Genomic DNA, 24,319 nt, shown 5'->3' on the forward strand with positions numbered 1-24,319 from the left:
ATGAATTTTAAGCGTAAAAACAGAGAAGGTTTTGATCTTAATTTAACCCCTCTAATAGATGTCGTTTTTTTATTATTGATCTTCTTCATGGTCACAACAACGTTTGATCGTGAAACACAGTTAAAAATTGAATTACCGCAAGCCTCTGGTGAGCAAAAGCAAGCGACTAAAACCTTAGAGGTCAGTATTGATTCAAAAAGTCGTTTTTTTATTAACGACAAAGAGCTCGTCAACTCAGGCTTGGAGACTATCAAGAAAGCATTAAAGCAGGCTGCGGGAGATCAAAAGAACCCACCTTTGTTAATTAGTGCAGATGGTCAAGCGACACATCAATCGGTGATTACGGTATTAGATGCCGCTGGTCAGTTAGGTTTTGTAAATATTACTTTTGCGGCGAACCAGCCTGTGCCAAAGCAATAACGTAGTTTAACGTTTTATGAGTCATAAAATAAGTCGGTTTATTGATAGTATGTGGTATGGGCAACGCCCTGTTGCCCTATTGTTCGTTCCATTATCATGGTTGTTTGGGGTCATTGTTAAGCTACGTGCTTGGCTCTATAAAAAAGGCTGGTTAAGGTCAACTTGTTTAAATGTGCCGGTTATTGTGGTCGGTAATATTACCGTCGGTGGAACTGGTAAAACGCCTATCGTGATTTGGGTAGCCGAACTGTTAAAGTCTGCTGGCTATAAGCCGGGCGTTATTAGTCGTGGTTATGGTGGTATCGCATCTAGTTGGCCCCAGCAAGTACGAGAGGACAGCGACTCAAGAGTGGTCGGTGATGAGGCAAAAATATTAGCAAGACGAACGCAATGCCCGGTGGCGGTAGGGCCTAGCCGAGCGGATAGCGCACAAGCGTTAATAGACCACCATCACTGCGATATTATTATCTCAGATGATGGGCTTCAGCATTATGCATTGCAACGAGATATTGAAATTGCCGTAGTTGATGGGGAGCGTCGCTATGGTAATCGTTATTTACTGCCCGCTGGGCCATTGCGTGAACCTGTCGAGCGATTAGAATCAGTTGATTTTATTGTCTGTAATGGGCTTGCAAATAAGCATGAATACCCATTGAGGGTAGATGGCAGTGAGGCGGTAATGCTAGTGGATGAGTCTGAACGACTTGATTTGCAGAGCTTTAGAGCAGCAGAATGTCACGCGATAGCGGGTTTAGGTAACCCCTCTCGATTCTTTTCACATTTAAAGAAATTTAACCTTTCTTTTGAACCACATATTTTTCCAGATCACTATAAGTACACCGAAAAAGATATAAACTTTAATGATGAAAAGCAGGTGCTGATGACCGAAAAAGATGCTGTGAAATGTACGCATATGGCGACTAGAAAACACTGGTATGTGCCAATCAAAGCGCAAATGACACAGAATTTTGGCTTAACGTTATTATCATTGATAAAAGAGAAAATAAATGGATAAGAAACTACTGGAAATATTGGCGTGCCCCTCTTGTAAGTCGAGTTTGGTGTACGTACAAGAGGAACAAGAATTAGTGTGTATACCGTGCCGGCTTGCTTATACGGTCCGCGATGATATTCCGATTATGTTGATTAATGAGGCGAGGGAGCTGAGCGCTGATGAGGCTGACGCGCTGAGGTCATAAAATGGTGAATACCTTTAAAGTTGTAATTCCTGCCCGTTATGGTTCATCTCGGCTGCCCGGCAAACCACTATTAAAGATAGCTGGAAAAGAGATGATCTTACATGTTTGCGAGAAGGCCTCCTTAGCGGGAGCGCAAGAAGTTGTCGTGGCAACGGATGATGAGCGTATTGTCGACTGTGTTAAACAAGCCGGCTTTAATGCGGTGATGACATCTGCAAAACATACCAGTGGCACAGAACGTTTAGCCGAAGTCGCGAATACACTGCAATGGAAGGATGACACGGTAGTGGTAAATTGCCAAGGTGATGAACCGCTAATCCCACCAGAATTAATCAAGCGAGCTGCAATAGCGTTAATGGAGCAAGAGGTGGCTCAAGTAGCTAGTTTATGCGCCCCTATCTTTGAATTGGCAGAAGTTTTTAACCCGAATGCGGTAAAAGTGGTTCGTGATGCAAAGGGGTATGCACTGTATTTTAGCCGAGCCCCTATTCCCTGGGATCGTGATGCATTTCCTGTTAAAGCAGGCAGTGGCCAAGGTGAGCATTTTAGACACATCGGTATTTATAGTTATACCGCCGGCTTTTTGAGGCGTTATATTACATGGCCTGTATGTGCACTTGAACAAATTGAATCGCTTGAACAGCTGAGGATTTTGTACCAAGGCGAGAGAATTATCGTGCCTGCGGTAGAGAAAGTGCCTGAAGCTGGAGTGGATACACAGGCTGATTTAGATAGAATTAATGCATTATTGAGCGTGTAATAACAACGCATAATATTATACGTGGAGCTGTTTCTAGCTCTTGAGTGCCTAAAAAGGTTCAAATTTATAAACTGTATACGCATGTTGTCGTGTAGCTCCAGATCAATCGCAAAACCGTGCTGATGTGCAACTCAATGTGCTGGTTGAGAAGTGAACTGTCGTGACTTTTGGTCGATGACCATGTCAGTGCTAATATAAAGCGAATGGCATGCTTATTAGAATGATTGAATTTGTAACTAGTTAGCAATGTGTTTTCGCTATTTGTATAAATTTAAACGATTAATTAGTTTTCAAGGTGATATGGAAGCAATAAAAGTACTCTTTATTTGCATGGGTAATATTTGCAGGTCCCCGACTGCTCATGGTGTTTTTCGAGAAATGGTCAAGGCAAAAGGGTTTCAGCATTCAATTCATGTGGACTCGGCTGGGACGCATGCTTATCACATCGGTAAAAGTCCTGATCCAAGGTCAGTACAAGCGGCGCATGAACGTGGCATTGATTTGCACGATTTAAAAGCACGACAGTTAGATGATTATGATTTTGAAGAGTTTGATTATTTGCTGGTGGCAGACAAAGATAACTACTATTTAACTTTAGAATCGTGCCCGAAAAAGCACCGGCATAAGATTAAATTTATATTGGACTTTGCAACACGCACATCGCTTAAGGAAGTGCCTGACCCATATTATGGTCAAGGAAATGGTTTTGAGCGAGTATTAGATTTGATTGAGGATGCTTGTGAAGGTTTGATGCTGGAATTGGAAGAAAAGCTGACGCGTTAACCTTGATTTAAGAGCATTTGTAAGACGAACTTACTGCCAAAATAAGCTAACATCAAAGCAAAGTAACCACCATAGGTCCACTTAACTGCCTTTTGTCCACGCCAACCAAAAAAATATCGGCCACCTAATAATGCGGCAAATAAAACCCAAGCAATAATTGATAGGAAGGTTTTATGAACTAAATGTTGGGCAAAAATATCATCAAGAAAAATAAAGCCACTTGCAAGAGCAAAGGTTAACAAAAGCATACCTAAAAAGATGGTTCTAAACAGTAGGCTTTCCATCAGTTGCATAGGCGGCAAACAATTGATTAATCGACTTGGGTGACGGTTATGCAATTGTTTTTCTTGAAGCGAAAGCAGAATGGATTGAAACGCGGCAACAGTTAATAAGCTGTACGATAAAACGGATAAAATGATGTGCGCTTGTAAACCACCATCTAGGTTGCTAGTTGGTAAGGGTGGTGATGCATTATTAAAGTTTAGTAAAACAGCGAGCGCAGAAAAAGGAAAAATAATAATCGATAGAGTCTCTATAGATTGATTTGCTGCTGAGATAATAAATAATAAACCGATCACCAAAAAAACCAATGAAAGCATGCTAAATAAATCGTTGGCAATAATTTGGTTGACGCTATAGCTATGGGCAACCAGTGATGTATGTATAACAATGGCTAAAATAGCAGAGATTAAGACCCATTGACGTTGGCTCTTAAACGTAGGCTCTGTGCTATTTAGATTAACAACAATAAGACAGGCGCCAATAATGTATAAAAGGGCGCTAACAACGGTTAAGGTATTAAAAATCGTAAGGGAAAAAAGCATAAACGATAGTGTGTCATAAAGCACCGTTTGGTAGAAGTACTGATGTTCAAAATTATCTCTTTATCTGACTTTTAAGCTATAAAATCAACTGCACAGGACGTAAAGACGTGCGAAAATACCACTAATACATTTTTAAGGTAATAATCATGTTTGATAACTTAACAGACCGTCTTAATGCCACCTTTAAAAATATCCGGGGGCAAGGGCGTTTAACAGAAGACAATATTCAAGACACAATGCGCGAGGTCAGAATGGCCTTGTTGGAAGCAGATGTCGCTCTTCCAGTCGTTAAAGCCTTTACTGATACAGTTAAGCAAAAAGCGTTAGGTCAAGAGGTGATGCAAAGTCTGTCACCTGGTCAAGCGTTGCTCAAAATTGTTAATGACGAATTAGTTAAAACGATGGGCGATGGCAATGAGTCATTAAACCTGTCGGCTACTCCACCGGTCGTCATTTTGATGGCTGGTTTGCAAGGGTCAGGTAAAACCACAACGGTTGCTAAATTGTCTCGTCTGTTAATGGAGCGCCACAAAAAATCAGTAATGGTAGTTAGTGCTGATGTGTATCGCCCTGCTGCAATTGATCAGCTACAAACATTAGCGACAGAAGTAGGGGCGGGTTTTTACCCAAGTTCAGCCGAGCAAAAACCAGTTGATATTGTCAATAACGCAATTGCACAAGCAAAAAAGGAATTTAGCGATGTGTTGATTGTTGATACGGCGGGTCGTTTACATGTGGATGATGAAATGATGAATGAAATTCGTCAGGTTCATATGGCTGCTAATCCTGCTGAAACACTTTTTGTTGTCGATAGTATGACCGGGCAAGATGCCGCAAATACGGCAAAGGCATTTAATGATGTGTTGCCGTTGACGGGGGTCGTGTTAACTAAAACAGATGGTGATGCAAGAGGCGGTGCTGCCTTATCTATTCGTCAAATAACATGTAAGCCGATTAAGTTTTTAGGGGTTGGTGAAAAAATAGATGCTTTAGAGCCTTTCCACCCTGATCGAGTGGCTTCACGCTTGTTAGGTATGGGCGATGCGTTAAGTTTAGTTGAAGAGATTGAACGCAAAGTTGATAAAAACAAGGCTGAGAAGTTAGCAAAAAAAATTCAAAAAGGTAAAGGGTTTGATTTAGACGATTATAAAGATCAATTAAGTCAAATGATGGAAATGGGTGGTATGAGTGCAATGATGGATAAAATTCCTGGTATGTCGAATGTTCCCCAAAATGTGAAAAGCCAAGTCAATGATAAAGAGTTTACAAGACAAATTGCATTAATTAACTCCATGACCAAAAAGGAAAAAATATTTCCAACTTTGATTAATGGTTCAAGAAGAAAGCGAATTGCGGCAGGTGCAGGCTTACAAGTTCAAGATGTTAATAAACTTATGAAACAGTACAAGCAGGCACAAAAAATGATGAAAAAAATGTCAAAAGGCGGCATGGCCAAAATGATGCGTGGATTGAAAGGTCAGATGGGGCAAGGGCAAGGTTTCCCTTTCCAATAACTGCAAAGGCATCGAATTTTAGTAATTATTAGGTGGAATAATGAAAAAAACTTCACCAAATTAAATAATTCGCGTAGAATTAACGAGTTAACCTAATTAAGATTTATAAAACAGAATTTAAGGAAAATAAATGGTAAAGATACGTCTTTCAAGAACTGGCGCGAAAAAACGTCCTTTCTATCACGTTGTTGTTGCAGATAGTCGCAGAAGTCGCGATGGTCGATACATCGAAAGAGTGGGTTATTACAACCCAAGAGCTACTGGTGGCGAAGTTCGTTTAACACTCGATACTGATCGTGTAGACCATTGGGTTGCTCAAGGCGCCCAAACAAGCGAGCGTGTTGCAAAGCTTGTAAAAGAGGCTGCTGAAACTGCCGCTTAAAGGTGACACAAGTAACAAAAACAGAACAAATACAGAAAGAAAACAGCTGGCTAAAACTAGGGAATATCTCTGGTGTGTTTGGCGTTAAAGGCTGGTTAAAGGTCTACGCAAACACAGATAAAAAAGAAAATATACTGTCTTACCAACCTTGGTATATAGAGCGAAACAAGGTTCGTAAGCAAGTTAAAATAAAAGCAGGTAAGCCACACGGAAAAACAATCATCGTCCAATTAGAGGGTGTTGATGATAGAAATGAGGCTGAATTGTGGGTAGGTTCTGATATTTATATTAAGCCAGATCAGTTGCCAACCTTAGGGAAAGATGAGTATTACTGGTCTGACCTGATTGGTTTGAAAGTTGTCTCAACAAAAGGAGATGATTTTGGAATGATTGATCATTTGCTTGAAACCGGAGCGAATGACGTTATTGTTGTTAAGGGAGATAAAGAGCGGTTAATCCCTTATGTTACAGGCCAGGTAGTAAAGTCTGTTGATTTGGAAGCGCAACAGATGGTTGTTGATTGGGAGTTAGACTTTTAACGTCCATGCGTTTTGATGTTATAACGTTATTTCCTGAGTTGTTTGAGCAAGCGGCATCTATGGGTGTTGTTGGTAAAGCGATAGACGCTGGTAAGGTGCAGTTAAAAACGTGGAACCCTAGGGATTTTACGAAAGATGTACACCGAACGGTAGATGATCGCCCTTTTGGGGGAGGTCCTGGCATGGTGATGAAGGTCGAACCGTTGAAAAAAGCAATACAAACAGCGGTAAGACAGGTTGATAAGCCATCAAAGGTGATTTATTTAAGTCCTCAGGGGCGAAAACTAGATCAACAAGGTGTTGAATATTTGGCTGAATTCTCACATCTAGTGTTGTTGGCGGGTCGGTATGAAGGTGTTGATGAAAGGCTGCTAGAAGATTATATCGATGAAGAATGGTCGATTGGTGATTTTGTACTGAGTGGTGGTGAGTTACCTGCATTGGTATTGATAGATGCAGTGTCTAGGAGCTTACCAACGGTGTTAGGGCACGAATGTTCGGCTGTTGAAGACTCGTTTGTTGAGGGTTTGTTAGATCACCCTCACTATACGCGACCAGATGAGTTTGAAGGAAAGTCAGTACCAAGTGTGTTGTTAAGTGGGCACCATGAAAAAATTGCTCAATGGCGAGAAAAACAGCGGTTAGGAAAAACGTGGCAAAAACGACCTGACTTATTAGACAAAATTGTCTTAAATAAGCACCAACAGTCGTTACTTGACGAGTTTATAAAAGAATCAAATAATCAAAGAGTTAAAACTAAGGAATAAAAAATGAGTAATATAATTGCACAAATTGAAGCGGAACAAATGACTAATGAATTGCCTGCATTTAGTTCAGGTGATACGGTCGTTGTGAAGGTTAAAGTTAAAGAAGGCACCACAGAGCGTATTCAGGCGTTTGAAGGGATTGTGATTGCAAAACGTAATCGTGGTGTAAATTCAGCATTTACAGTTCGTAAAATCTCACACGGCGAAGGTGTTGAGCGTGTTTTTCAAACATATAGTAAATTGATTGCTGGTGTTGAAGTGAAAAGACGTGGTTCAGTTAGACGTGCGAAACTTTATTATCTTCGTGAGTTACGTGGTAAAGCGGCTCGTATTAAAGAAAAGCTATAGCATTATATTTAAAGTAACTAAGTTGCTTTAATGACGATTAGTTAATCGTTAGCAGACACATAAAAAAAGGCCGATGTACTGGCCTTTTTTTATGCATGTGGTTTATGTGAATTAGCTGAGTTTTTATTGATATGATATGTTTTTTAATAGCTGAAAGGCCTGCTGCTTGAGTGATAAAGAATATATTGTTTCATTTCTTGATAACATATGGGTTGAATATGGCCTAAGTGATAATACTTTAGCGGCGTATAAAACTGATTTAACATCTTTTTCTAGTTGGTTACTTAAACAGCGTAAGAGCTTATTGACAATAGAGTCATCGGATATATCTTCGTACCTAGCCGATCGATTAGCCCAGGGGGTCTCGGCTCGCTCTTCAGCGCGTTTTTTATCTAGTTTAAAACGTTTCTATTCTTACTTAATACGTGAGGCTGTGATAATCGAAGACCCCACTGCGATAATTGATGCGCCAAAGCTTGCTAGAAGTTTGCCATCAACCTTATCTGAAGCAGATGTAGAGGGCCTGTTAAACGCACCAGATACTTCTACGGCGCTGGGGTATAGAGATCGGGCAATGCTTGAATTACTGTATGCAAGTGGTTTGAGGGTTACTGAGTTAGTGGGCTTGGCGCTATCAGAAATAAACTTTAGACAGGGACTAGTTAGAGTAACTGGTAAAGGCAATAAGGAACGTTTAGTCCCAGTCGGTGAAGAAGCGTTGGATTGGTTGCAAACGTTTATTGAGCGATGGCGTTTAGATATTTTGGGTGACAAAAAAGCGGACGTTGTGTTCCCAACTAATCGTGGCGGAGGGATGACGCGTCAGGCTTTTTGGTACATCATCAAACGTTATGCGGCGAAAGCAGATATTCATAAAGATATTTCGCCACATACGTTGCGTCATGCTTTTGCTACACATTTGTTAAATCATGGAGCAGATTTGCGAGTTGTTCAGTTATTGCTTGGTCACAGTGACTTGTCAACAACACAAATTTATACCCATATTGCTAAAGAACGTTTAAAAGATATCCACGAACGGTTTCACCCTAGAGGTTAAAAAGTTAACGCCGCTGGTATGCTTTTTATCTTTAAACGTGTTTAATACCATCACAGATGAATAAAGAAGGTGTTGTAGATGAATAAGGTTTTGCTTGGTTGGTTTTTATTAGCGTGTTGTAGTGCACCGGTTTTGGCAGATGAGGCTTCTGTTGTCACAGGCTTATCTAAAGTGATACCAAATATTATGGAGAACCATGTTTCTAAAACACCTATAGAGGGTCTGTATCAGGTATTGATAGGGGCTAGGGTTGTTTATGCATCTGAGGATGGACGGTATATTCTTCAAGGTGAAATGGTTGATTTAGTCAGTCGTGAAAATATGACAGATTCTGCGTTAAAAACTGCTCGTCAATCAGAGATGGCAAAGATAGATGAAAAAAAGATGATTGTTTTTCCGGCTAAAAATGAAAAACATGTTATTACCATTTTTTCAGATATTGACTGTGGTTATTGCCGAAAACTACATGCCGAAATCAACGATTATACGGATGCTGGAATGACCGTACGCTATATGTTTTTCCCACGTTCGGGTCCAAATACAGAGTCTTACCATAAAGCGGTGTCGGTCTGGTGTGCAAAGGATAGAAATAAAGCGTTAACAGATGCAAAATTAAACAACAAAGTGGTTGATAAAACGTGTGAAAACCCAGTTGATGAGCACATGAGAATCGCGCAAGTTTTCGGTGTTACTGGTACACCGGCTATCATTGCTGATGATGGCACCATGGTGCCAGGCTTTGTTCCGGCTAACGATTTGATTCAGCACTTAGGCTGGTAATTAATTCGTTAAAGACTTTAACTGATACAAGGCCTCTAGCGCTTCTTTGGGGCTTAAATCATCGGGTGACAGCTGTTCAATAAAATCAGTAGTGGCTTGGTTATTAGCCGTGTTGAAAATATCAAATTGCGTATGCGTTTGTGTGGGGTTTTCTAAGTTGCTTTGCTGGTTTTCAAGGCTTGCCAGTTTTAGGCGAGCATTGCTGATAACTGTTTTAGGCACGCCTGCTAAAGCGGCAACTTGTAGCCCGTAGCTTTGATTGGCTGCACCGTCTTTAACGGCATGTAAAAAGACAATGTGGTCGCCGTGCTCAATAGCATCTAAGTGGACATTTTTGGCTGTGGGGGCTGACTCGGGCAGAGATGTCATTTCAAAATAATGCGTGGCAAATAAGGTGAACGGTTGAGTTTTATTTGCCAGATAATCAGCACATGCCCAAGCCAGTGAAAGGCCATCAAAAGTACTGGTTCCTCGGCCAATTTCATCCATCAAAACTAAGCTTTTGTCACTGGCGTTATGCAAGATATTAGCTGTTTCCGACATCTCTACCATAAAGGTTGAGCGCCCACTGGCAAGATCGTCAGTTGCTCCAATACGCGTAAAAATTTGATCAATAGGGCCAAAATGGGCCTCTGATGCCGGAATGTAACACCCAATGTGTGCCATCAGCGTTAATAAGGCTATTTGCCTCATATAAGTTGATTTTCCGCCCATATTTGGCCCCGTAATAATGAGCATTTTTTGGCTAGAATTTAGTTCAATATCATTAGCAATAAACGGCGTGTCGATAACACTTTCTACAATAGGGTGCCGGCCTTGTTTAATTGATATGCCAGCAGTATTACTTAAAGAAGGTTGATTAAAATTTAAAGTGGCAGCACGTTCTGCGAAATTTGTCAGTAAGTCTATCTCAGCAAGCGCTTCAGCACATGATTGTAATGCGCTAAGTTGTGGGGCCATGCTTAAAAGTAGGGCGTTATATAGCTCTTTTTCATAAGATAAAGCTTGTTCTTTTGCATGCAATACTTTGTCTTCAAATGTTTTTAGTTCAGGCGTAATATAGCGCTCAACATTTTTTAGGGTTTGCTTTCGAATGAAGTAATCAGGTACCTTGTTGGCTTGAGAACGAGGCACTTCAATATAGTAGCCATGCACACGGTTATAGTTAAGCTTTAGCGTACTAATTTGACTAAATTCACGTTCCTTTAGTTCGATCTCTAGTAAAAACTGATCAGCATTCGCACTGATGTTTTTAAGTTCGTCGAGTTTCTCGTCATAACCATTGGCGATCACACCGCCATCACGTATTAAGACTGGGGGGTTGTCAACAATCGCCTTATCTAAGAGCTCGGCTAATGTTTGGTGGTTGCCAGTTTGATCAAGTAAGGTTTTTAGGCGTGGTGCATCGAGGTTAGCTAAGGTGTTTTGGATAGCAGGAACTGCCTTTAGTGTGTCACGTAAAACCACAAGGTCACGAGGTCTAGCCGTTAATAATGCGATTCGGCTTGTGATTCGTTCAATATCACCGGTTTGTTTAAGGCTTGCTTGTAGCTGGTCAATTATTGTTTGGGTTTGTAATTGTTCAACGGCTAAATAGCGGTGCTTTATGATGCTCTGATCACGTAATGGTAAATGAATCCAGCGCCGTAAAAGACGTGTTCCCATTGTGGTTTTGCAACGGTTAAGTAAACCAAATAAGGTGAAATGCATATTACCGCTTGGGTGATAGTCCAATTCAAGGTGCTGACGCGTTGCTGCATCAAGGGTAATGAAATCTGTTTGTTGAATGACCTTAATGGATTGTAAATGCGGTAGCGATGATTGATGCGTATCTTTTAGGTACTGTAGTAATGCACCGGCTGCACTTAGTGCAAGTGTCATCGCATGGCAGCCAAAGCCTTTTAGGTCCTGGGTGCCAAACTGTTTATTTAACAGTCGAGTAGCTGTTTGCTGATCGAAGTGCCAATCAGCCATTAAATTTAGGCCTTTATGCGTTGCTAACAGTGTTGATAAAGAGCTGTCTTCACTTATTAATATTTCAGCTGGATTAATTCGCGCTAATTCGGTTTTTAGCGATGCTTCATGATCTATTTCTTGTAATAAAAAACGCCCGCTAGCTAGATCAAGTGTTGCTAAACCGTATTGTTTTTTTTGTTCGAAAACGGCGCAAAGCAAACTATCGCAATGAGAGTCGAGTAGTGAGTCTTCGGTTAAGGTGCCTGGGGTAATAACGCGAACAACCTTGCGTTCAACAGGTCCTTTAGACGTGGCAGGGTCACCAATTTGCTCGCAAATTGCAACGCATTCACTGGCTTTTAATAGTTTAGCGATGTAACCATCGGCAGCATGATGAGGGATGCCAGCCATAGGAACAGGCTTGTTTTCAATTTGCCCACGACTGGTTAATGTGATGCCCAGTATATTAGACGCTTTGATGGCATCATCAAGAAACAGTTCATAGAAATCCCCCATACGGTAAAATAAAAGAGTATTGGGGTGATCCTCTTTGATGCGCAAATATTGTTGCATCATCGGAGTGATGGCTTTTTTTGTAGGGGTACTTTTAGGCATCGTGATAGTGTAACAACCTTGCAGGTATTCGGTAAATTGTAATAAAAAAATTAGGTAGTGGTGAATGACAGATTCGATATTAAACGAAGCAGGCTTATTAGCGGAAAAATTGGCTGGCTTGCTCATTGAAAAGAATAAAACACTGGCTGTTGCAGAATCCTGCACAGGTGGCTGGCTTTCAAAAATACTGACAGACTTAGCAGGTAGTAGCGAATGGTTTCTAGGCGGCGTGGTGAGCTATAGCAATGATTCAAAGCAGCGGTTAATCGATGTGAATAAAAAAAACCTTGATCAATATGGTGCGGTTAGTCAGGAGGTAGCTGAACAGATGGCTGAAGGTGTGATTGAGGCGTTTAACTCATCCATATCAGTATCTATTACTGGGGTTGCTGGACCATCTGGCGGCACACTAGAAAAACCCGTTGGTTTGGTCTGGTTTGGGCTTAAAGCATCGCCTTATGAGACATATTCAATAAAGAAAAATTTTGAAGGAACTCGAGATCAAGTCCGGCAACAAGCCTTGCTAACGGCATTAACATTATTGGTTGATCATCTAAGTCAATAAGCCACCATAAAATAGTGATTTCATTATGTGCTCATCTTAAGGATGTGTGATAATTCAAGATTATTGACGATAACTAGCTTTTACAGGATGTGGAAGCCTTTAAGGGGATAAAAAATGGATGAAAATAAGAAAAAGGCGCTGAGTGCGGCATTACTTCAAATCGAGAAACAATTCGGTAAAGGGTCAGTCATGCGAATGGGCGATGGTTCAACCATTCCTGATATTGGAACCTATTCAACTGGGTCAATTGCATTGGATGTTGCCTTAGGTGTTGGTGGCTTGCCACGTGGGCGTATTGTTGAAATTTACGGTCCTGAATCCTCTGGTAAAACAACGTTAACTTTAGAAACCATTGCTCAATGTCAAAAAGCAGGTGGTACAGCGGCCTTTGTTGATGCAGAGCATGCTCTAGATCCTATTTATGCCGATAAAATTGGTGTGAATATGGATGAATTGCTCGTTTCGCAACCTGATACGGGTGAACAGGCCTTAGAAATTGTAGATATGTTAGTACGTTCTGGCGCTGTTGATATGGTTGTTGTTGACTCAGTAGCGGCTTTAACACCAAAAGCTGAAATCGAAGGGGATATGGGAGATCACCATGTTGGCCTGCAAGCCCGCTTAATGTCTCAAGCGCTTAGAAAGTTAACAGGTAATATCAAACGCTCAAATACCTTGGTAGTATTTATTAACCAAATTCGAATGAAAATTGGCGTAATGTTTGGCAACCCAGAGACCACAACAGGCGGTAACGCATTGAAGTTTTATTCATCAGTTCGTTTAGATATTCGTCGTATCGGTGCGATTAAGAAAGGTGATGAAATATTAGGTAATGATACACGTGTAAAGGTTGTAAAAAATAAGGTAGCGCCACCATTTAAACAGGCATTATTTGAAATTTTGTATGGTGAAGGAATTTCACGTGAGGGCGAACTGGTTGACTTAGGTGTGAGCTTAGACCTTGTTGAAAAAGCAGGCTCTTGGTACAGCTATGGCGGTGCTAAAATTGGCCAAGGTAAGGACAATGCCAAAAGTTTCTTTAAGGAAAACCCTGATAAATCAGCCGAACTAGAGGCAAACATTAGGGATGCTTTGTTACCTAAAAAAGAGCAGAAAGAAAAATTAATTGATGAAGGTGAGTAAGCCTGAGTGAAGATAAGAAAAGAGAGCTATCAAAGCTAAGAGCGAGCTGCCTTGCTATGCTGGCTAGGCGTGAACATAGTCAGCTAGAACTTATTCAAAAGCTCACAGGAAAAGGTTTTGATGAAGATGATATTGAGCGCTTATTAGAAGAGTTTATTGAATTAAATTGGCAAAGTGATCAACGGTTTGCAGAGAGTTACAGTCGTTCAAGGGTTTATAAAGGTTTTGGGCCAACTCGAATAGAATACGAATTAAAGCAAAGAGGCGTTGAAGTCAATATTGACACCGTGTTTGATGAGCCACCTGATTGGCAAGCATTATTAAGCGAATTACATACTAAGAAATACGGGCATCAACCGCCAAAAGATATGAAAGAACGGGCAAAACGTACACGCTTCTTTCAACATAAAGGGTATACCAACGAGATGATTCGGCAATTGTTTAATCAATTGTCTTAATGCAGGTTTTAAACGAGATGAAAAATTTAAGCAGTGCTGAAATTAGATCAGCCTTTTTGACATATTTTGAAAAACGCGGACATCAGATTGTTCCGTCTAGCTCGTTGGTGCCTGGAAACGACCCAACGCTATTGTTTACTAATGCGGGTATGGTGCAGTTTAAAAACGTTTTCCTTGGAGAAGAAAAGCGTTCATACACGATGGCGACCTCTTCGCAGCGTTGTGTTAGAGCGGGTGGTAAGCATAACGACCTTGAAAATGTTGGTTACACGGCGCGTCATCACACCTTTTTTGAAATGCTGGGCAATTTTAGTTTTGGTGAATACTTTAAACGTGATGCTATTAAATATGCATGGGATTTCCTTGTTGAGGAACTTGGTATTCCTGCTGAAAAACTATGGGTGACCGTTTTTGATGAAGACACAGAAGCTGCTGATATTTGGCTAAATGAAGTCGGCGTCGATGCGGACCGCTTGTCAAGAATTGGTGCAAAAGACAACTTCTGGTCAATGGGCGAGACGGGTCCGTGTGGCCCATGTTCTGAAATATTTTATGATCATGGTGAGCAGGTTGCCGGAGGCCCCCCCGGCACACCAGAAGAAGACGGTGATCGTTACGTCGAAATATGGAATTTAGTTTTCATGCAGTACGATCGTAATGATAAAGGCGAGTTAACACCATTACCAAAGCCCTCTGTTGATACAGGTATGGGTTTGGAGCGTGTGGCAGCTGTTTTGCAAGGCGTCCACAATAATTATGATATTGAGTTGTTTAAATCTCTCATTAAAAATGCAGCAACATTAACGGGCACAAAAGATACAAGTCATACTTCTTTACGTGTTTTAGTTGACCATATTCGCTCATGTGCATTTCTTATCGTAGATGGTGTGCAACCTTCTAATGAAGGTCGCGGTTATGTGTTAAGGCGTATTATTCGCCGAGCCATTCGACACGGCTATAAATTGGATATGAAAGATGTCTTCTTTCATAAGCTCGTGCAACCCTTAGTGGAGCAAATGGGCTCAGCGTATCCTGAATTAACTGAAAAAGCGGATATGGTGAGTAATATCTTGCTAAAAGAAGAGCAACGTTTTGCTGAAACGTTAGAGCAAGGAATGAAGCTTTTACAAGATGGTACGCAATCATTAAAAGATAAACTGATTACCGGTGAAACGGCTTTTAAACTCTATGATACCTATGGTTTTCCCGTTGATTTAACCGCTGATTATGCAAGAGAGAATGGCTTAACTGTAGACTTCGATGGTTTTGAAAAAGCCATGGAAGCTCAACGTGAACGTGCAAGGTCAGCCAGTTCATTTTCTGCAGATGGCCCCGATTTACCGCATTTAACACAAGCAACTGAGTTTATTGGCTATGAGTCGCTGCAAGCAGAATCCAAACTGGAAGCTATTTATAAAAATGGTGAACAAAGTTCGACAATTTGTGAGGGCGAAAGCGGTTATTTAGTGTTAGATAAAACGCCTTTTTATGCAGAGTCAGGCGGTCAAGCTGGCGATCATGGACAGATTACTACACCAACGGCAATATTTGATGTGATAGATGTTCAAAAAAGGGCAGATGCCTATTTCCATATTGGTCAAGTCAGCAAGGGTGAGTTTAAAAGCGAGCAGGTTGTACGCGCTGTAGTCGATAAGAATAATCGACAAGCAACGGCCTCTAATCACTCGGCGACACACCTTTTACACGCAGCTCTTCGTAAAGTGCTGGGTGAACACGTTACACAAAAAGGCTCGCTGGTTGAAGCAAGCAGACTACGTTTTGATTTTAGCCACTTCGAGCCCATTACAGCTGCTCAGCTTCAAGAAATTGAGCGTTTAGTTAATGCACAGATTCGCTTTAATGAAGAGGTGCAAACACAAGTCACCGATCAAGAAACAGCCATCGCTAACGGTGCTATGGCACTGTTTGGTGAAAAGTATGGCGATAAAGTCCGGGTCTTGAAAATGGGTGAGTTTTCCACAGAGTTATGTGGTGGTACGCATGTCAATCGGGTAGGTGATATTGGCTTAATTAAGATACTCTCTGAAACAGGGATTGCATCGGGCGTACGTCGTATAGAAGCTATCGCTGGGGAAGGCGCGTTATCATGGGTAGAGCAGGGTGATGAGCTACTGCAAAAAATTGCCAAAGTGGTTAAAGGTAATCGTGAATCTGCATTAGAGAAGGTTGTTCAAATTCAAGATAAAAATAAAGCACTTGAAAAAGAACTAGAACAATTAAAAGGTCAATTAGCAACAGCAGCCAGTGGTGATTTGCAAAACCAAGCAGTACAAATTGATGGGCTTAATGTGTTGGCTGCCAATATTGAGGGTGCAGACAATAAAACGTTACGTGATTTAGTAGACCAATTAAAAGACAAATTAGGCAATGCAGCGGTTGTTCTATCTACAACACAGGGTGAAAAAATCACGTTAATAGCGGGTGTTTCTAAAAATCAAACTGACCGTATAAAGGCGGGTGAGTTGGTTAATTCCGTCGCTTTACAGGTCGGTGGTAAAGGTGGTGGCAGAGCGGATATGGCACAGGCGGGCGGTAATGATCTTGCTGCGTTAGAGGGTGCTTTAAAATCAGTACCAACTTGGGTTGAGAAAAAATTAACGGATGCTAGTTAATAAGTATTAGGGTCTAATCTAGCAACGTTCAGACGATAAATTACGCAAGATATGATGAAGCAACGATGAGTTTACATGTACATAAATATGGTGGCACTTCCGTAGGCACTGCTGAAAAAATAAAAGGTGTTGCCAAAAAGTTAGTCCAAGAAAAAAAATCGACACAGCATGATTTAGTTGTTGTGGTGTCAGCGATGAGTGGTGAAACAAACCGTATGACGGAGCTTGCAAAGCAAATGCAGCGCAGCCCCTCTGCGAAACAAATGGATGTATTACTATCTACTGGAGAACAAGTGACCATAGCCCTATTGTGTATGGCGCTTGAAGAACTGGGTCAAGAAGCAACGTCTTATACGGGTGGGCAAGTCAAAATAGTGACTGATGACGCCCATGGGAAAGCTCGTATAGAGGAAATCCAAACAACGAACATTCAAGCAGATTTAGATAACAATAGAATTGTTGTCGTAGCAGGCTTTCAAGGTGTAACGGCTAGCGGGGCAATAACGACCTTAGGGAGAGGGGGCTCAGATACAACAGCTGTGGCCTTAGCTGCTGCGCTAAAGGCTGATGAGTGTAGAATTTATACTGATGTAGATGGTGTTTATACCACCGACCCAAGGGTTGAACCAAAAGCAAGAAGATTGGACAGAATTACTTTCGAAGAAATGCTTGAAATGGCCAGCTTGGGTTCTAAAATTTTGCAAATTCGTTCTGTAGAGTTTGCGGGTAAATACAATGTTCCATTACGTGTTTTATCGACCTTTGTTGAGGGGGAAGGCACGCTAATTACTTATGAGGACGATGAAATGGAAAAAGCATTAATTTCTGGGATTGCGTTTAATCGTGATGAGGCAAAAGTAACCTTGGCTGGCGTGCCAGATATGCCTGGCGTTGCTTCAGCAATTCTAAAACCGATTTCAGATGCTAATATTGAAATTGATATGATTGTGCAAAATATTGCGGAAGATAAAACCACAGATTTTACCTTTACAGTCCACAGAAATGATTATGAAAAAACGATGCAGATATTACAAAATATTTGCGCTGAGCTAGGGGCTAAAAATGTTGACGGCGATAATAAAATAGTTAAAGTATCGATCGTGGGCGTTGGTATGCGTTCGCACGCAGGCATTGCCAGTCAAATGTTTACAGCGTTAGCAGACGAAGGGATTAATATTCGAATGATATCAACCTCAGAAATTAAAATTTCAGTTGTGGTCGATGAAAAATACTTAGAATTAGCGGTTCGTACGTTGCATGAATCTTTTGGTCTGTCAGGTGAATAATCATCACTTGAGAGCTGTTTGAGTTTAATTAGCTATGGTAGAATACGCCAAATAATAATAAATATATAAATTGGTTGGCAACGCTTCAAAGAAGAAGCAATAAGGAGCTAATATGCTTATATTAACGCGTAAAGTTGGTGAGTCCCTTGTGATTGGAGATGATGTCTCTATCATCGTTTTAGGGGTAAAAGGAAACCAAGTAAGAATTGGAGTTGACGCACCTAAAAGCGTTACTGTTCATCGTGAAGAGATTTATAATAAAATTCAAGATGAAAAAGGTACAGACGGTAACAAATAGTCAGTAATAAATTCCGGAGAGATGGCCGAGCGGCTGAAGGCGCTCCCCTGCTAAGGGAGTATGGGTTTTATAGCCCATCGAGGGTTCGAATCCCTCTCTCTCCGCCATTTACCCATATACACCAATAAGTTAGAGATGATTTATTGGTTTACCCCTCATCCTGCCCCTCTTTTTGGAAATGATTAAAATTTCCATAAAAAACAACATAAATATTAGTGAACCATGTCGTTTGATGCCGATAATAAACGATAAGCCAACCATTTGTACACCGCTTTTTTAGTGATGCGTGGCGAGGTGTAATAACCCTGAAGCCATTTCCAATCGGCTTCTTCAAGAACTGGTTTATGCGCTGAGTGAATGCCATTTTCGGCAAAAAATGAAGTAATACTACGGTTAACTATCGCTGAATAATGCTCAAATTCAGGCTTATCGACTGTCACAACATCAAGATGGCTTAGGAGTGTAGTAGGGATTTGCTTTACTGAATTAGCCGTACAAATCCAACTCACACGTGAGAAGTCACAGCGCCCACATAAATACTCATCGAAAAAATGTCTAGCGGATGTGGGTTCAAATAATGTGAGCAAGGTATCAAGTGCTCGTCCGTTATGATCACTTCCGCCGCATTTATCCACTTCATCGGCCAATACAATAGGGTTTCCAACTTTGTGTTGGTTTATCAGCGAAATTATCATTGAAGGCTGCCCGGTTCCCCAGCCCCTCGATGTGCCAACGAGGTCTCTGTTATCGCTTTTTCCGGCAAGGCTAATCGCACGGAAAGGTACTTTTATCAATTGACTAAAGCGTAAGCTGAAAGAAGTCTTACCAATACCAGCATCACCCAAAATTAACAGTGGTGGAATAAAGAAGTCCCCATTGCCTAGTAACCGAAGTTGCAATGAAGAAATTAGTTTTTGTGTTAATTTGTGAAACCAGGGGAATTCTTTATCCAAGGTTTTCTTTACACTATTCAAATCGCCAATTCGAACTAAGGTAACAGGAATTTTTACTAATTCTTCGTATTTCTCACACACGGCACGTACATTCCTATCACCGCTGGGTTCTATTGATTCAAGAACTCGAATACCACCTATTTTTTCAATTAAGTCGTCGGTTATGGAGCTGAGTACATGCTTCGAATCTGGGTTATCAGTTTGTGCTCGCGACTGCATTAAAGTAAATACATGACTCAGCCCAAGCTTAGGGTTCATATATGAAACCCTTCGAATAACTAGATGAGCCTGCTGTACAAGATTGTTCTGTTTGATTTTATCGAAACAGTAGCTTAATTCTTCAGCTATTAAATCAATGGTCTTTCTAGACCAAAAGGCAATAATATCTTCATCCATCTCATGGTCAATTGCATACAAAAAAAGATCAAAAGTTGCTTTGTAATGTGCAAAAGTAGCTGCATAGCGACACCATGAGACAAAGAGAAACTCCCTTTCTACATCTAACCCAACATTGTGACGATATTGACCAGCTATTTGGTAACTCAATTGACTGATGCTTACGTCTAACTCCCGGTCACCAAAAATAGTGGCCTTCCCATTATGAAGTTCATTCCATATTTGAACTACTTTTTTGGGTAGTTTTCCATCTTGATCTTGAACTTTTGAAATAATCATTGATAGGTCAGTGCAATAATCTTCCTTAAACACATTGTTGATTGCCTTTGTTACTGCATCATGAGGGTCTTCGTTGTTCTTTTTCATGTGTTGCTCCTAATGAATGCTTGCGCATGGGTGTCCAATAGGTAACGATGCGATTAGACTAGTTGGTAATAGCTCTAATAAACTGTCATGACCAGATTTCGGAATATGCGCCAACACCATTGCTAATGACAGCGCTTGAAGGTCTTTATCAGCAAATTTATTTTTGCTTAAATTTACGCCCCAAATGACCATGCGTACATTCGATGGAATGTAACCAACTGCATTATCAACCCTATCAATGCTAGGTGAATAAAAACCACGTCCTTTCGTCAAAGAGCCCGCGCTACTATGAAACGGTAAGCCTGTTAACTCACAAACTCCTTTTTGTATCCTGCTTTTAAACAAGTTCACATCCAAGCAAAAATCAATTTCTCGCTTTTTAGCAGAACTCTTTGTTGCACTATGCCACTGTCTTTCTGGGTATTTCGCATTGTATTTTCTAAGTCGATTCCTTCTAGCTGCTTTGGTCTTAGGCTGCTTGTCTCGGTATTCAGCTGCACATGAAGCTGAGCAGTGTTGTCTTCTTCGCCCCTTACCTTTTTTATTGTAAGTATGAGTCGCTCCACAATTTTTGCATTTTATTGTGGTTGTCCTATCTAATGTAGGGCCAGGGAGCAGCAATATTTGTTGTGTGCTAAGTTCAGTTGTTATTGCTGTTGATAGTGGGTTTTTAGTTATATTTAAAGTTGTCATTGTAATCCCCATAAACACTTAGTGTGCATTAATAGTTAAATAAAAACTGGCTGTTCCAGCTATGGAGTAATTAAAGCACACTATGTGTTCATTGTCAAGTCTTGATTAAACCTTTGGTGGGAAGGGGATGTTGAATTTAATGCAAAAAAGCTCAATGAGTCCAATAGTAACCTTGCGATGGTTAGGGTGATCAATAGGCGTTTCCCACGATTGCCAAGTACGCCTCGATACATAGACTACCTTCCCAGCCTCTTCTTGGGTTAGGTTAGCTTTCAACCTAAGTTTAGTGATCTGCTGTGGAGTAATTTGCATCTGTTTTATTTTGAATAACGGACAAAGATAACGATAACACATAGTGTGTGTTAAATTATAAAACAAAATGACACACCATTTAAGTTTGTATTGTTTTTTACTTTGGCAATATTGAAGAAAGAGTGATTGGCTCTTCTCTAGTGTTAACACTGCATTTAGTAATGATGCGTGTGATTTCTGTTTCAGCAGGTATGTTGCATATCTATTCCTGCTTTGTCACAAACCTCACCCCACGTATTAAGCTTTTCTTTAATGCTATGTTTGACTTCGATGATTTGGTCGTTGGTCTTACAGTGGTAATCGTAAGTCGGCATGAGTGAATAAGATACTGTTATTGGCGCAATCTGTAAGATGTCTAGTAAATTAGGGGTAACTCAGACTCTGAAAACACTCGTTTTGATAACCCAAGCTCTGTCAAAAGAAACACATCCAAGTCAGTTTCATTATTAATGATGAGTTGGGTTTTTATTGTTTTATCCATTGAGTGTATTGACCCCGTAGAGTAACTCTTTACGGGGTGGCAGCTTATTAATAACTATCAATGAAAAAAAGAATTAAAAAAACTCTGCTAAAGATGCTAAAGATATAGTGTTGAAACGCGGTTAGTTTAAATAAACATCGTGCTTTACTGCTCAATATCAGAAGCGTAACGTTGTAATAATTCTCTATCATGAATAGACAAGTCACTGTGTCTATTATGTTTGATAATGCATCCGCTCTCTGTCAGTCGTGTAAAAGCACGGCTTAATGTTTCTGTTGCTAGACCAAGGTAATTAGCTATATCTTGACGACTCATGCACAAATGAAGGTTATTTGGATCTAAGTTTTGGGTGCCTTGTCGATTGTTCAAAATAAGTAAAAGAGTTGCTAGCTTGGCAGATGCTGATTTCTTTGAAATACATTTGAGGAGGTCTTGAGAAAGTGCTAACGCTTGGCTGTATACTCTAATAGCCATATTTGCAAGCATAGGAAACTCATCTTTTAAGGCAGTTAACTTCATGAAGCTAACTTTACAAAGGATGCTATGGTCAAGTGCTGTAGCAGAGTTCATATGTATGCCTCTATAAACGCTTTCCATGTTAATAATGTCGCCTGTCATGTAAAAACCATTTATATATTCCGCGCCATCAGGATTGGTAATATAGGTTTTAACTGAGCCGGATTTAATAACATAAATGTGTTGGGTGTTTTCCCCTTGGCGGTATAGAAGCTGACCTTTGTTGTACGACATATTGCTGGTAATTATTTGGGTTACATGGAACAGGCTTTCTTTAGGAATAGAGGAAGGGAAGCAACGGCCGGCTAAAGCGCATTCGTCACAGTGATTCTTTATTGCGATATTCGGTCCCGACATTGCTCTTTAAATTAAAAAATAATCAGCCAAGGATACACTGAAAACACTACACAAAACTAGTGTTCGTTTTAGATTCAAAGTATTTAACCTACGGTTAATTAATCAAAGGGCTATGTAGAGGGGAGCTGAGCTACAACAAGAGTTTCCTTTTTCAATGATTTATGTCAATAGATATTTGGTTTTCTGATTTTAAATAGGAGCCCTAGTTGATGCTTTGGCTTCAGGCTATGCATTAAAAAAATAGCATGTAAATAATTAAAGTGGGTTAAATAATGAAAGACTCGTTAACAAGGCCATTTCAGTCAACATTTTTCAGGATGGTTTGGATAGCCATTACAATATCAAATATCGGTTCTTGGATGAATGAGATTGGGGTTACGTGGTTAATGGCGACGCTGTCGAGTTCCAATTTGCAAATTGCGCTGGTGCAAACGGCTATATCATTGCCGTTCTTATTGTTGGCTTACCCCTCTGGGGTGTTAGCAGATCTTTTTGATCGGCGACGTATATTGTTTATATTCAATGTTGTGTTGTTTTTGTCAGCGCTGGTCTTAACCTTTGTTGCTTACCGAGGGAATTTAACCCCCTTTATACTGTTGCTGCTGACATTTATACTAAATATCAGCAATACCATCATGCGCCCTGCTTGGGCAGCAAGTGTGCCGGATTTTGTTCCTCGTAAGGATTTACCTAGTGCTATTACTCTGAACACATTGAGTAATAATGTAACAAGGGCAATTGGGCCGGCTGTCGGTGGTTATGTTATTTACATGTTTGGTACAACGGTAGTTTTTGCCATTAACGCGATCTCATTTTTGCCGATGATTTATGCGGCCTATCATTGGAAATCAACTACAACAAGTTCAGTTTCGTCGATACCCGTTGAGCGATTTTATGGGGCATTAAAGTCGGGCCTGCGCTATTCATTTAACTCTCCTGAAATACGAACAGTACTCGTAAGAAGTTCGGTTTTTTTCTTTTTTGCAAGTGTCTCTTGGGCATTGTTACCAGTAATTGCGATTCGTCAAATGCAAGTGAGTGCCAATGGTTTTGGCTTGCTGATGGCTGTTGTTGGTATTGGTTCGATTATGGGGGCTATTTTACTCCCGCGTTGCCAGCGTCACCTGTCGCGAAGTGGCATTGTTGCTTTGGCATCGGTCATGTTATCGGCCGTGTTGTTCTTAATAGCGTTTATACCAAACCCATATACGTTGTTTCTAATGATTGTAGTTTTAGGTGTTTCTTGGATTTTAAGTTTTTCATGCTTAAGCGTAGCCACCCAATTAGCCTTGCCACGGTGGGTTTTAGCACGTGGTCTGGGCGTGTTGATGGTCTGTTTTGGTGGCAGTATGGCAGTAGGGAGTTTTTTATGGGGCTACTTAGCAGATGCTTATGGATTGACAGTAGCAATAGCCATCCCTGCCGTAGGCTTATTGCTAAGCACAACGTTGACTAAGTCATTTCACATTAGTGATGAAGTTTTAAATCTAACAGCATCTAGCAATTGGCCAGTGCTTTACCCAGTAGATAGCCGTGATCACACTAGAGGCCCGGTAATGGTTAGCATTCAATATAGTATTGCAAAAGCTGACGAAGCTGAGTTTTTATCATTGATGAATAAAAGTTGTCAGATAAGAAAGCGAGATGGTGCTTACTTTTGGCAGCTATTTAATGATAGCGAGAATGAACGATCTTATTCAGAAGTCTATATGGCGGAGTCATGGCTTGAGCTACTGCGTCAACAGCAGCGGAAAACAATAGATGATGAGGCGATTAAAAACAGGCTTATTGAGCTGAATAAAGGAGATATAAGGCCCAAGGTTACTTATCAGATGGCTATCGTTAATAACAAAAAGCCCTCTGCAAAACTGTCATGAAGTACTTTTAGTTAAAAACCAGTTTTCGTTGATGATTGTCA

The 24,319-nt window shown here is 40.6% G+C and carries 24 protein-coding genes and 1 tRNA gene; 20 read left to right on the top strand and 5 right to left on the bottom strand.

What is annotated here, in order from left to right; all coding sequences use genetic code 11:
• From Q91_RS04265 to Q91_RS04285, 5 genes are all read left to right on the top strand, one after another.
• Positions 1-420: a biopolymer transporter ExbD gene (locus Q91_RS04265; RefSeq protein ID WP_015005654.1), complete on the top strand. Its 420-nt coding sequence runs from the start codon at positions 1-3 to the stop codon at positions 418-420.
• Between the two features lie 16 nt (positions 421-436).
• Positions 437-1,435 (top strand): tetraacyldisaccharide 4'-kinase, encoded by a 999-nt coding sequence (gene lpxK / locus Q91_RS04270; RefSeq protein ID WP_020162028.1) that lies wholly within the window; start codon positions 437-439, stop codon positions 1,433-1,435.
• A complete protein-coding gene (locus Q91_RS04275; RefSeq protein ID WP_015005656.1) occupies positions 1,428-1,619 on the top strand; it encodes a Trm112 family protein in 192 nt (63 codons plus the stop codon). The genes lpxK and Q91_RS04275 overlap by 8 nt, the downstream gene beginning before the upstream one ends.
• A gap of 1 nt (position 1,620) precedes the next feature.
• Complete coding sequence (gene kdsB / locus Q91_RS04280; RefSeq protein ID WP_015005657.1) at positions 1,621-2,379, top strand: 3-deoxy-manno-octulosonate cytidylyltransferase; 759 nt, start codon at positions 1,621-1,623, stop codon at positions 2,377-2,379.
• A 300-nt stretch (positions 2,380-2,679) separates the two neighbouring features.
• Positions 2,680-3,162, top strand: a complete 483-nt coding sequence (locus tag Q91_RS04285) for a low molecular weight protein-tyrosine-phosphatase (RefSeq protein WP_041230570.1) — start codon at positions 2,680-2,682, stop codon at positions 3,160-3,162.
• On the opposite strand, the gene Q91_RS04290 is transcribed toward Q91_RS04285, so the two are convergent.
• Positions 3,159-3,986, bottom strand: coding sequence for an inner membrane protein YpjD (locus tag Q91_RS04290; protein WP_015005659.1), 828 nt, complete (start codon positions 3,984-3,986; stop codon positions 3,159-3,161). The two genes, Q91_RS04285 and Q91_RS04290, sit on opposite strands and share 4 nt — an antisense overlap.
• Positions 3,987-4,132: 146 nt before the next feature.
• Between Q91_RS04290 and ffh the strand changes: the two genes are divergently transcribed.
• From ffh to Q91_RS04325, 7 genes are all read left to right on the top strand, one after another.
• The gene (ffh, locus tag Q91_RS04295) at positions 4,133-5,500 is read left to right on the top strand and encodes a signal recognition particle protein (RefSeq protein WP_015005660.1); all 1,368 of its coding nucleotides are present in this window, start codon (positions 4,133-4,135) and stop codon (positions 5,498-5,500) included.
• A gap of 130 nt (positions 5,501-5,630) precedes the next feature.
• Entirely contained in the window at positions 5,631-5,882 is a 252-nt protein-coding gene (gene rpsP / locus Q91_RS04300) for a 30S ribosomal protein S16 (RefSeq protein WP_015005661.1), read from the top strand.
• 2 nt (positions 5,883-5,884) lie between these two features.
• The gene (gene rimM, locus Q91_RS04305) at positions 5,885-6,421 is read left to right on the top strand and encodes a ribosome maturation factor RimM (protein WP_015005662.1); all 537 of its coding nucleotides are present in this window, start codon (positions 5,885-5,887) and stop codon (positions 6,419-6,421) included.
• 5 nt (positions 6,422-6,426) lie between these two features.
• Positions 6,427-7,188 (top strand): tRNA (guanosine(37)-N1)-methyltransferase TrmD, encoded by a 762-nt coding sequence (gene trmD / locus Q91_RS04310; RefSeq protein WP_015005663.1) that lies wholly within the window; start codon positions 6,427-6,429, stop codon positions 7,186-7,188.
• Positions 7,189-7,191: 3 nt separating this feature from the next.
• Entirely contained in the window at positions 7,192-7,536 is a 345-nt protein-coding gene (gene rplS / locus Q91_RS04315; protein WP_015005664.1) for a 50S ribosomal protein L19, read from the top strand.
• 166 nt (positions 7,537-7,702) lie between these two features.
• Positions 7,703-8,593 (top strand): site-specific tyrosine recombinase XerD, encoded by an 891-nt coding sequence (gene xerD, locus Q91_RS04320; RefSeq protein ID WP_015005665.1) that lies wholly within the window; start codon positions 7,703-7,705, stop codon positions 8,591-8,593.
• A gap of 78 nt (positions 8,594-8,671) precedes the next feature.
• Positions 8,672-9,373, top strand: coding sequence for a DsbC family protein (locus tag Q91_RS04325; RefSeq protein ID WP_015005666.1), 702 nt, complete (start codon positions 8,672-8,674; stop codon positions 9,371-9,373).
• Here Q91_RS04325 and mutS read toward each other — a convergent pair whose 3' ends face one another.
• Positions 9,374-11,944, bottom strand: coding sequence for a DNA mismatch repair protein MutS (gene mutS / locus Q91_RS04330; protein ID WP_015005667.1), 2,571 nt, complete (start codon positions 11,942-11,944; stop codon positions 9,374-9,376).
• A 64-nt stretch (positions 11,945-12,008) separates the two neighbouring features.
• On the opposite strand from mutS, the gene Q91_RS04335 reads away from it, so the two are divergent.
• The 7 genes from Q91_RS04335 to Q91_RS04365 all read left to right on the top strand — a co-directional run bounded on the left by Q91_RS04335 (position 12,009) and on the right by Q91_RS04365 (position 18,434).
• On the top strand, positions 12,009-12,509 hold the full coding sequence (locus Q91_RS04335; protein ID WP_015005668.1) for a CinA family protein: 501 nt from the start codon (positions 12,009-12,011) through the stop codon (positions 12,507-12,509).
• 114 nt (positions 12,510-12,623) lie between these two features.
• Positions 12,624-13,652, top strand: coding sequence for a recombinase RecA (gene recA, locus Q91_RS04340; RefSeq protein ID WP_015005669.1), 1,029 nt, complete (start codon positions 12,624-12,626; stop codon positions 13,650-13,652).
• A gap of 56 nt (positions 13,653-13,708) precedes the next feature.
• Entirely contained in the window at positions 13,709-14,110 is a 402-nt protein-coding gene (locus tag Q91_RS04345) for a regulatory protein RecX (RefSeq protein ID WP_015005670.1), read from the top strand.
• A gap of 17 nt (positions 14,111-14,127) precedes the next feature.
• On the top strand, positions 14,128-16,743 hold the full coding sequence (alaS, locus tag Q91_RS04350; RefSeq protein ID WP_015005671.1) for an alanine--tRNA ligase: 2,616 nt from the start codon (positions 14,128-14,130) through the stop codon (positions 16,741-16,743).
• Between the two features lie 65 nt (positions 16,744-16,808).
• Positions 16,809-18,029: an aspartate kinase gene (locus Q91_RS04355; RefSeq protein WP_015005672.1), complete on the top strand. Its 1,221-nt coding sequence runs from the start codon at positions 16,809-16,811 to the stop codon at positions 18,027-18,029.
• 112 nt (positions 18,030-18,141) lie between these two features.
• On the top strand, positions 18,142-18,327 hold the full coding sequence (gene csrA / locus Q91_RS04360) for a carbon storage regulator CsrA (protein ID WP_015005673.1): 186 nt from the start codon (positions 18,142-18,144) through the stop codon (positions 18,325-18,327).
• A 15-nt stretch (positions 18,328-18,342) separates the two neighbouring features.
• Positions 18,343-18,434, top strand: a tRNA-Ser gene (locus Q91_RS04365).
• 105 nt (positions 18,435-18,539) lie between these two features.
• Here Q91_RS04365 and Q91_RS04370 read toward each other — a convergent pair.
• The 3 genes from Q91_RS04370 to Q91_RS04385 all read right to left on the bottom strand — a co-directional run bounded on the left by Q91_RS04370 (position 18,540) and on the right by Q91_RS04385 (position 22,278).
• On the bottom strand, positions 18,540-20,042 hold the full coding sequence (locus tag Q91_RS04370) for an AAA family ATPase (protein ID WP_015005674.1): 1,503 nt from the start codon (positions 20,040-20,042) through the stop codon (positions 18,540-18,542).
• A 9-nt stretch (positions 20,043-20,051) separates the two neighbouring features.
• On the bottom strand, positions 20,052-20,735 hold the full coding sequence (locus Q91_RS04375; RefSeq protein WP_015005675.1) for a hypothetical protein: 684 nt from the start codon (positions 20,733-20,735) through the stop codon (positions 20,052-20,054).
• A 937-nt stretch (positions 20,736-21,672) separates the two neighbouring features.
• Complete coding sequence (locus Q91_RS04385) at positions 21,673-22,278, bottom strand: Crp/Fnr family transcriptional regulator (RefSeq protein WP_050999769.1); 606 nt, start codon at positions 22,276-22,278, stop codon at positions 21,673-21,675.
• Between the two features lie 395 nt (positions 22,279-22,673).
• Between Q91_RS04385 and Q91_RS04390 the strand changes: the two genes are divergently transcribed.
• Entirely contained in the window at positions 22,674-24,278 is a 1,605-nt protein-coding gene (locus Q91_RS04390; protein WP_015005679.1) for an MFS transporter, read from the top strand.
• Positions 24,279-24,319: the final 41 nt, after the last annotated feature.

The organism is Cycloclasticus sp. P1, from assembly GCF_000299965.1.
GTDB lineage: Bacteria > Pseudomonadota > Gammaproteobacteria > Methylococcales > Cycloclasticaceae > Cycloclasticus > Cycloclasticus pugetii.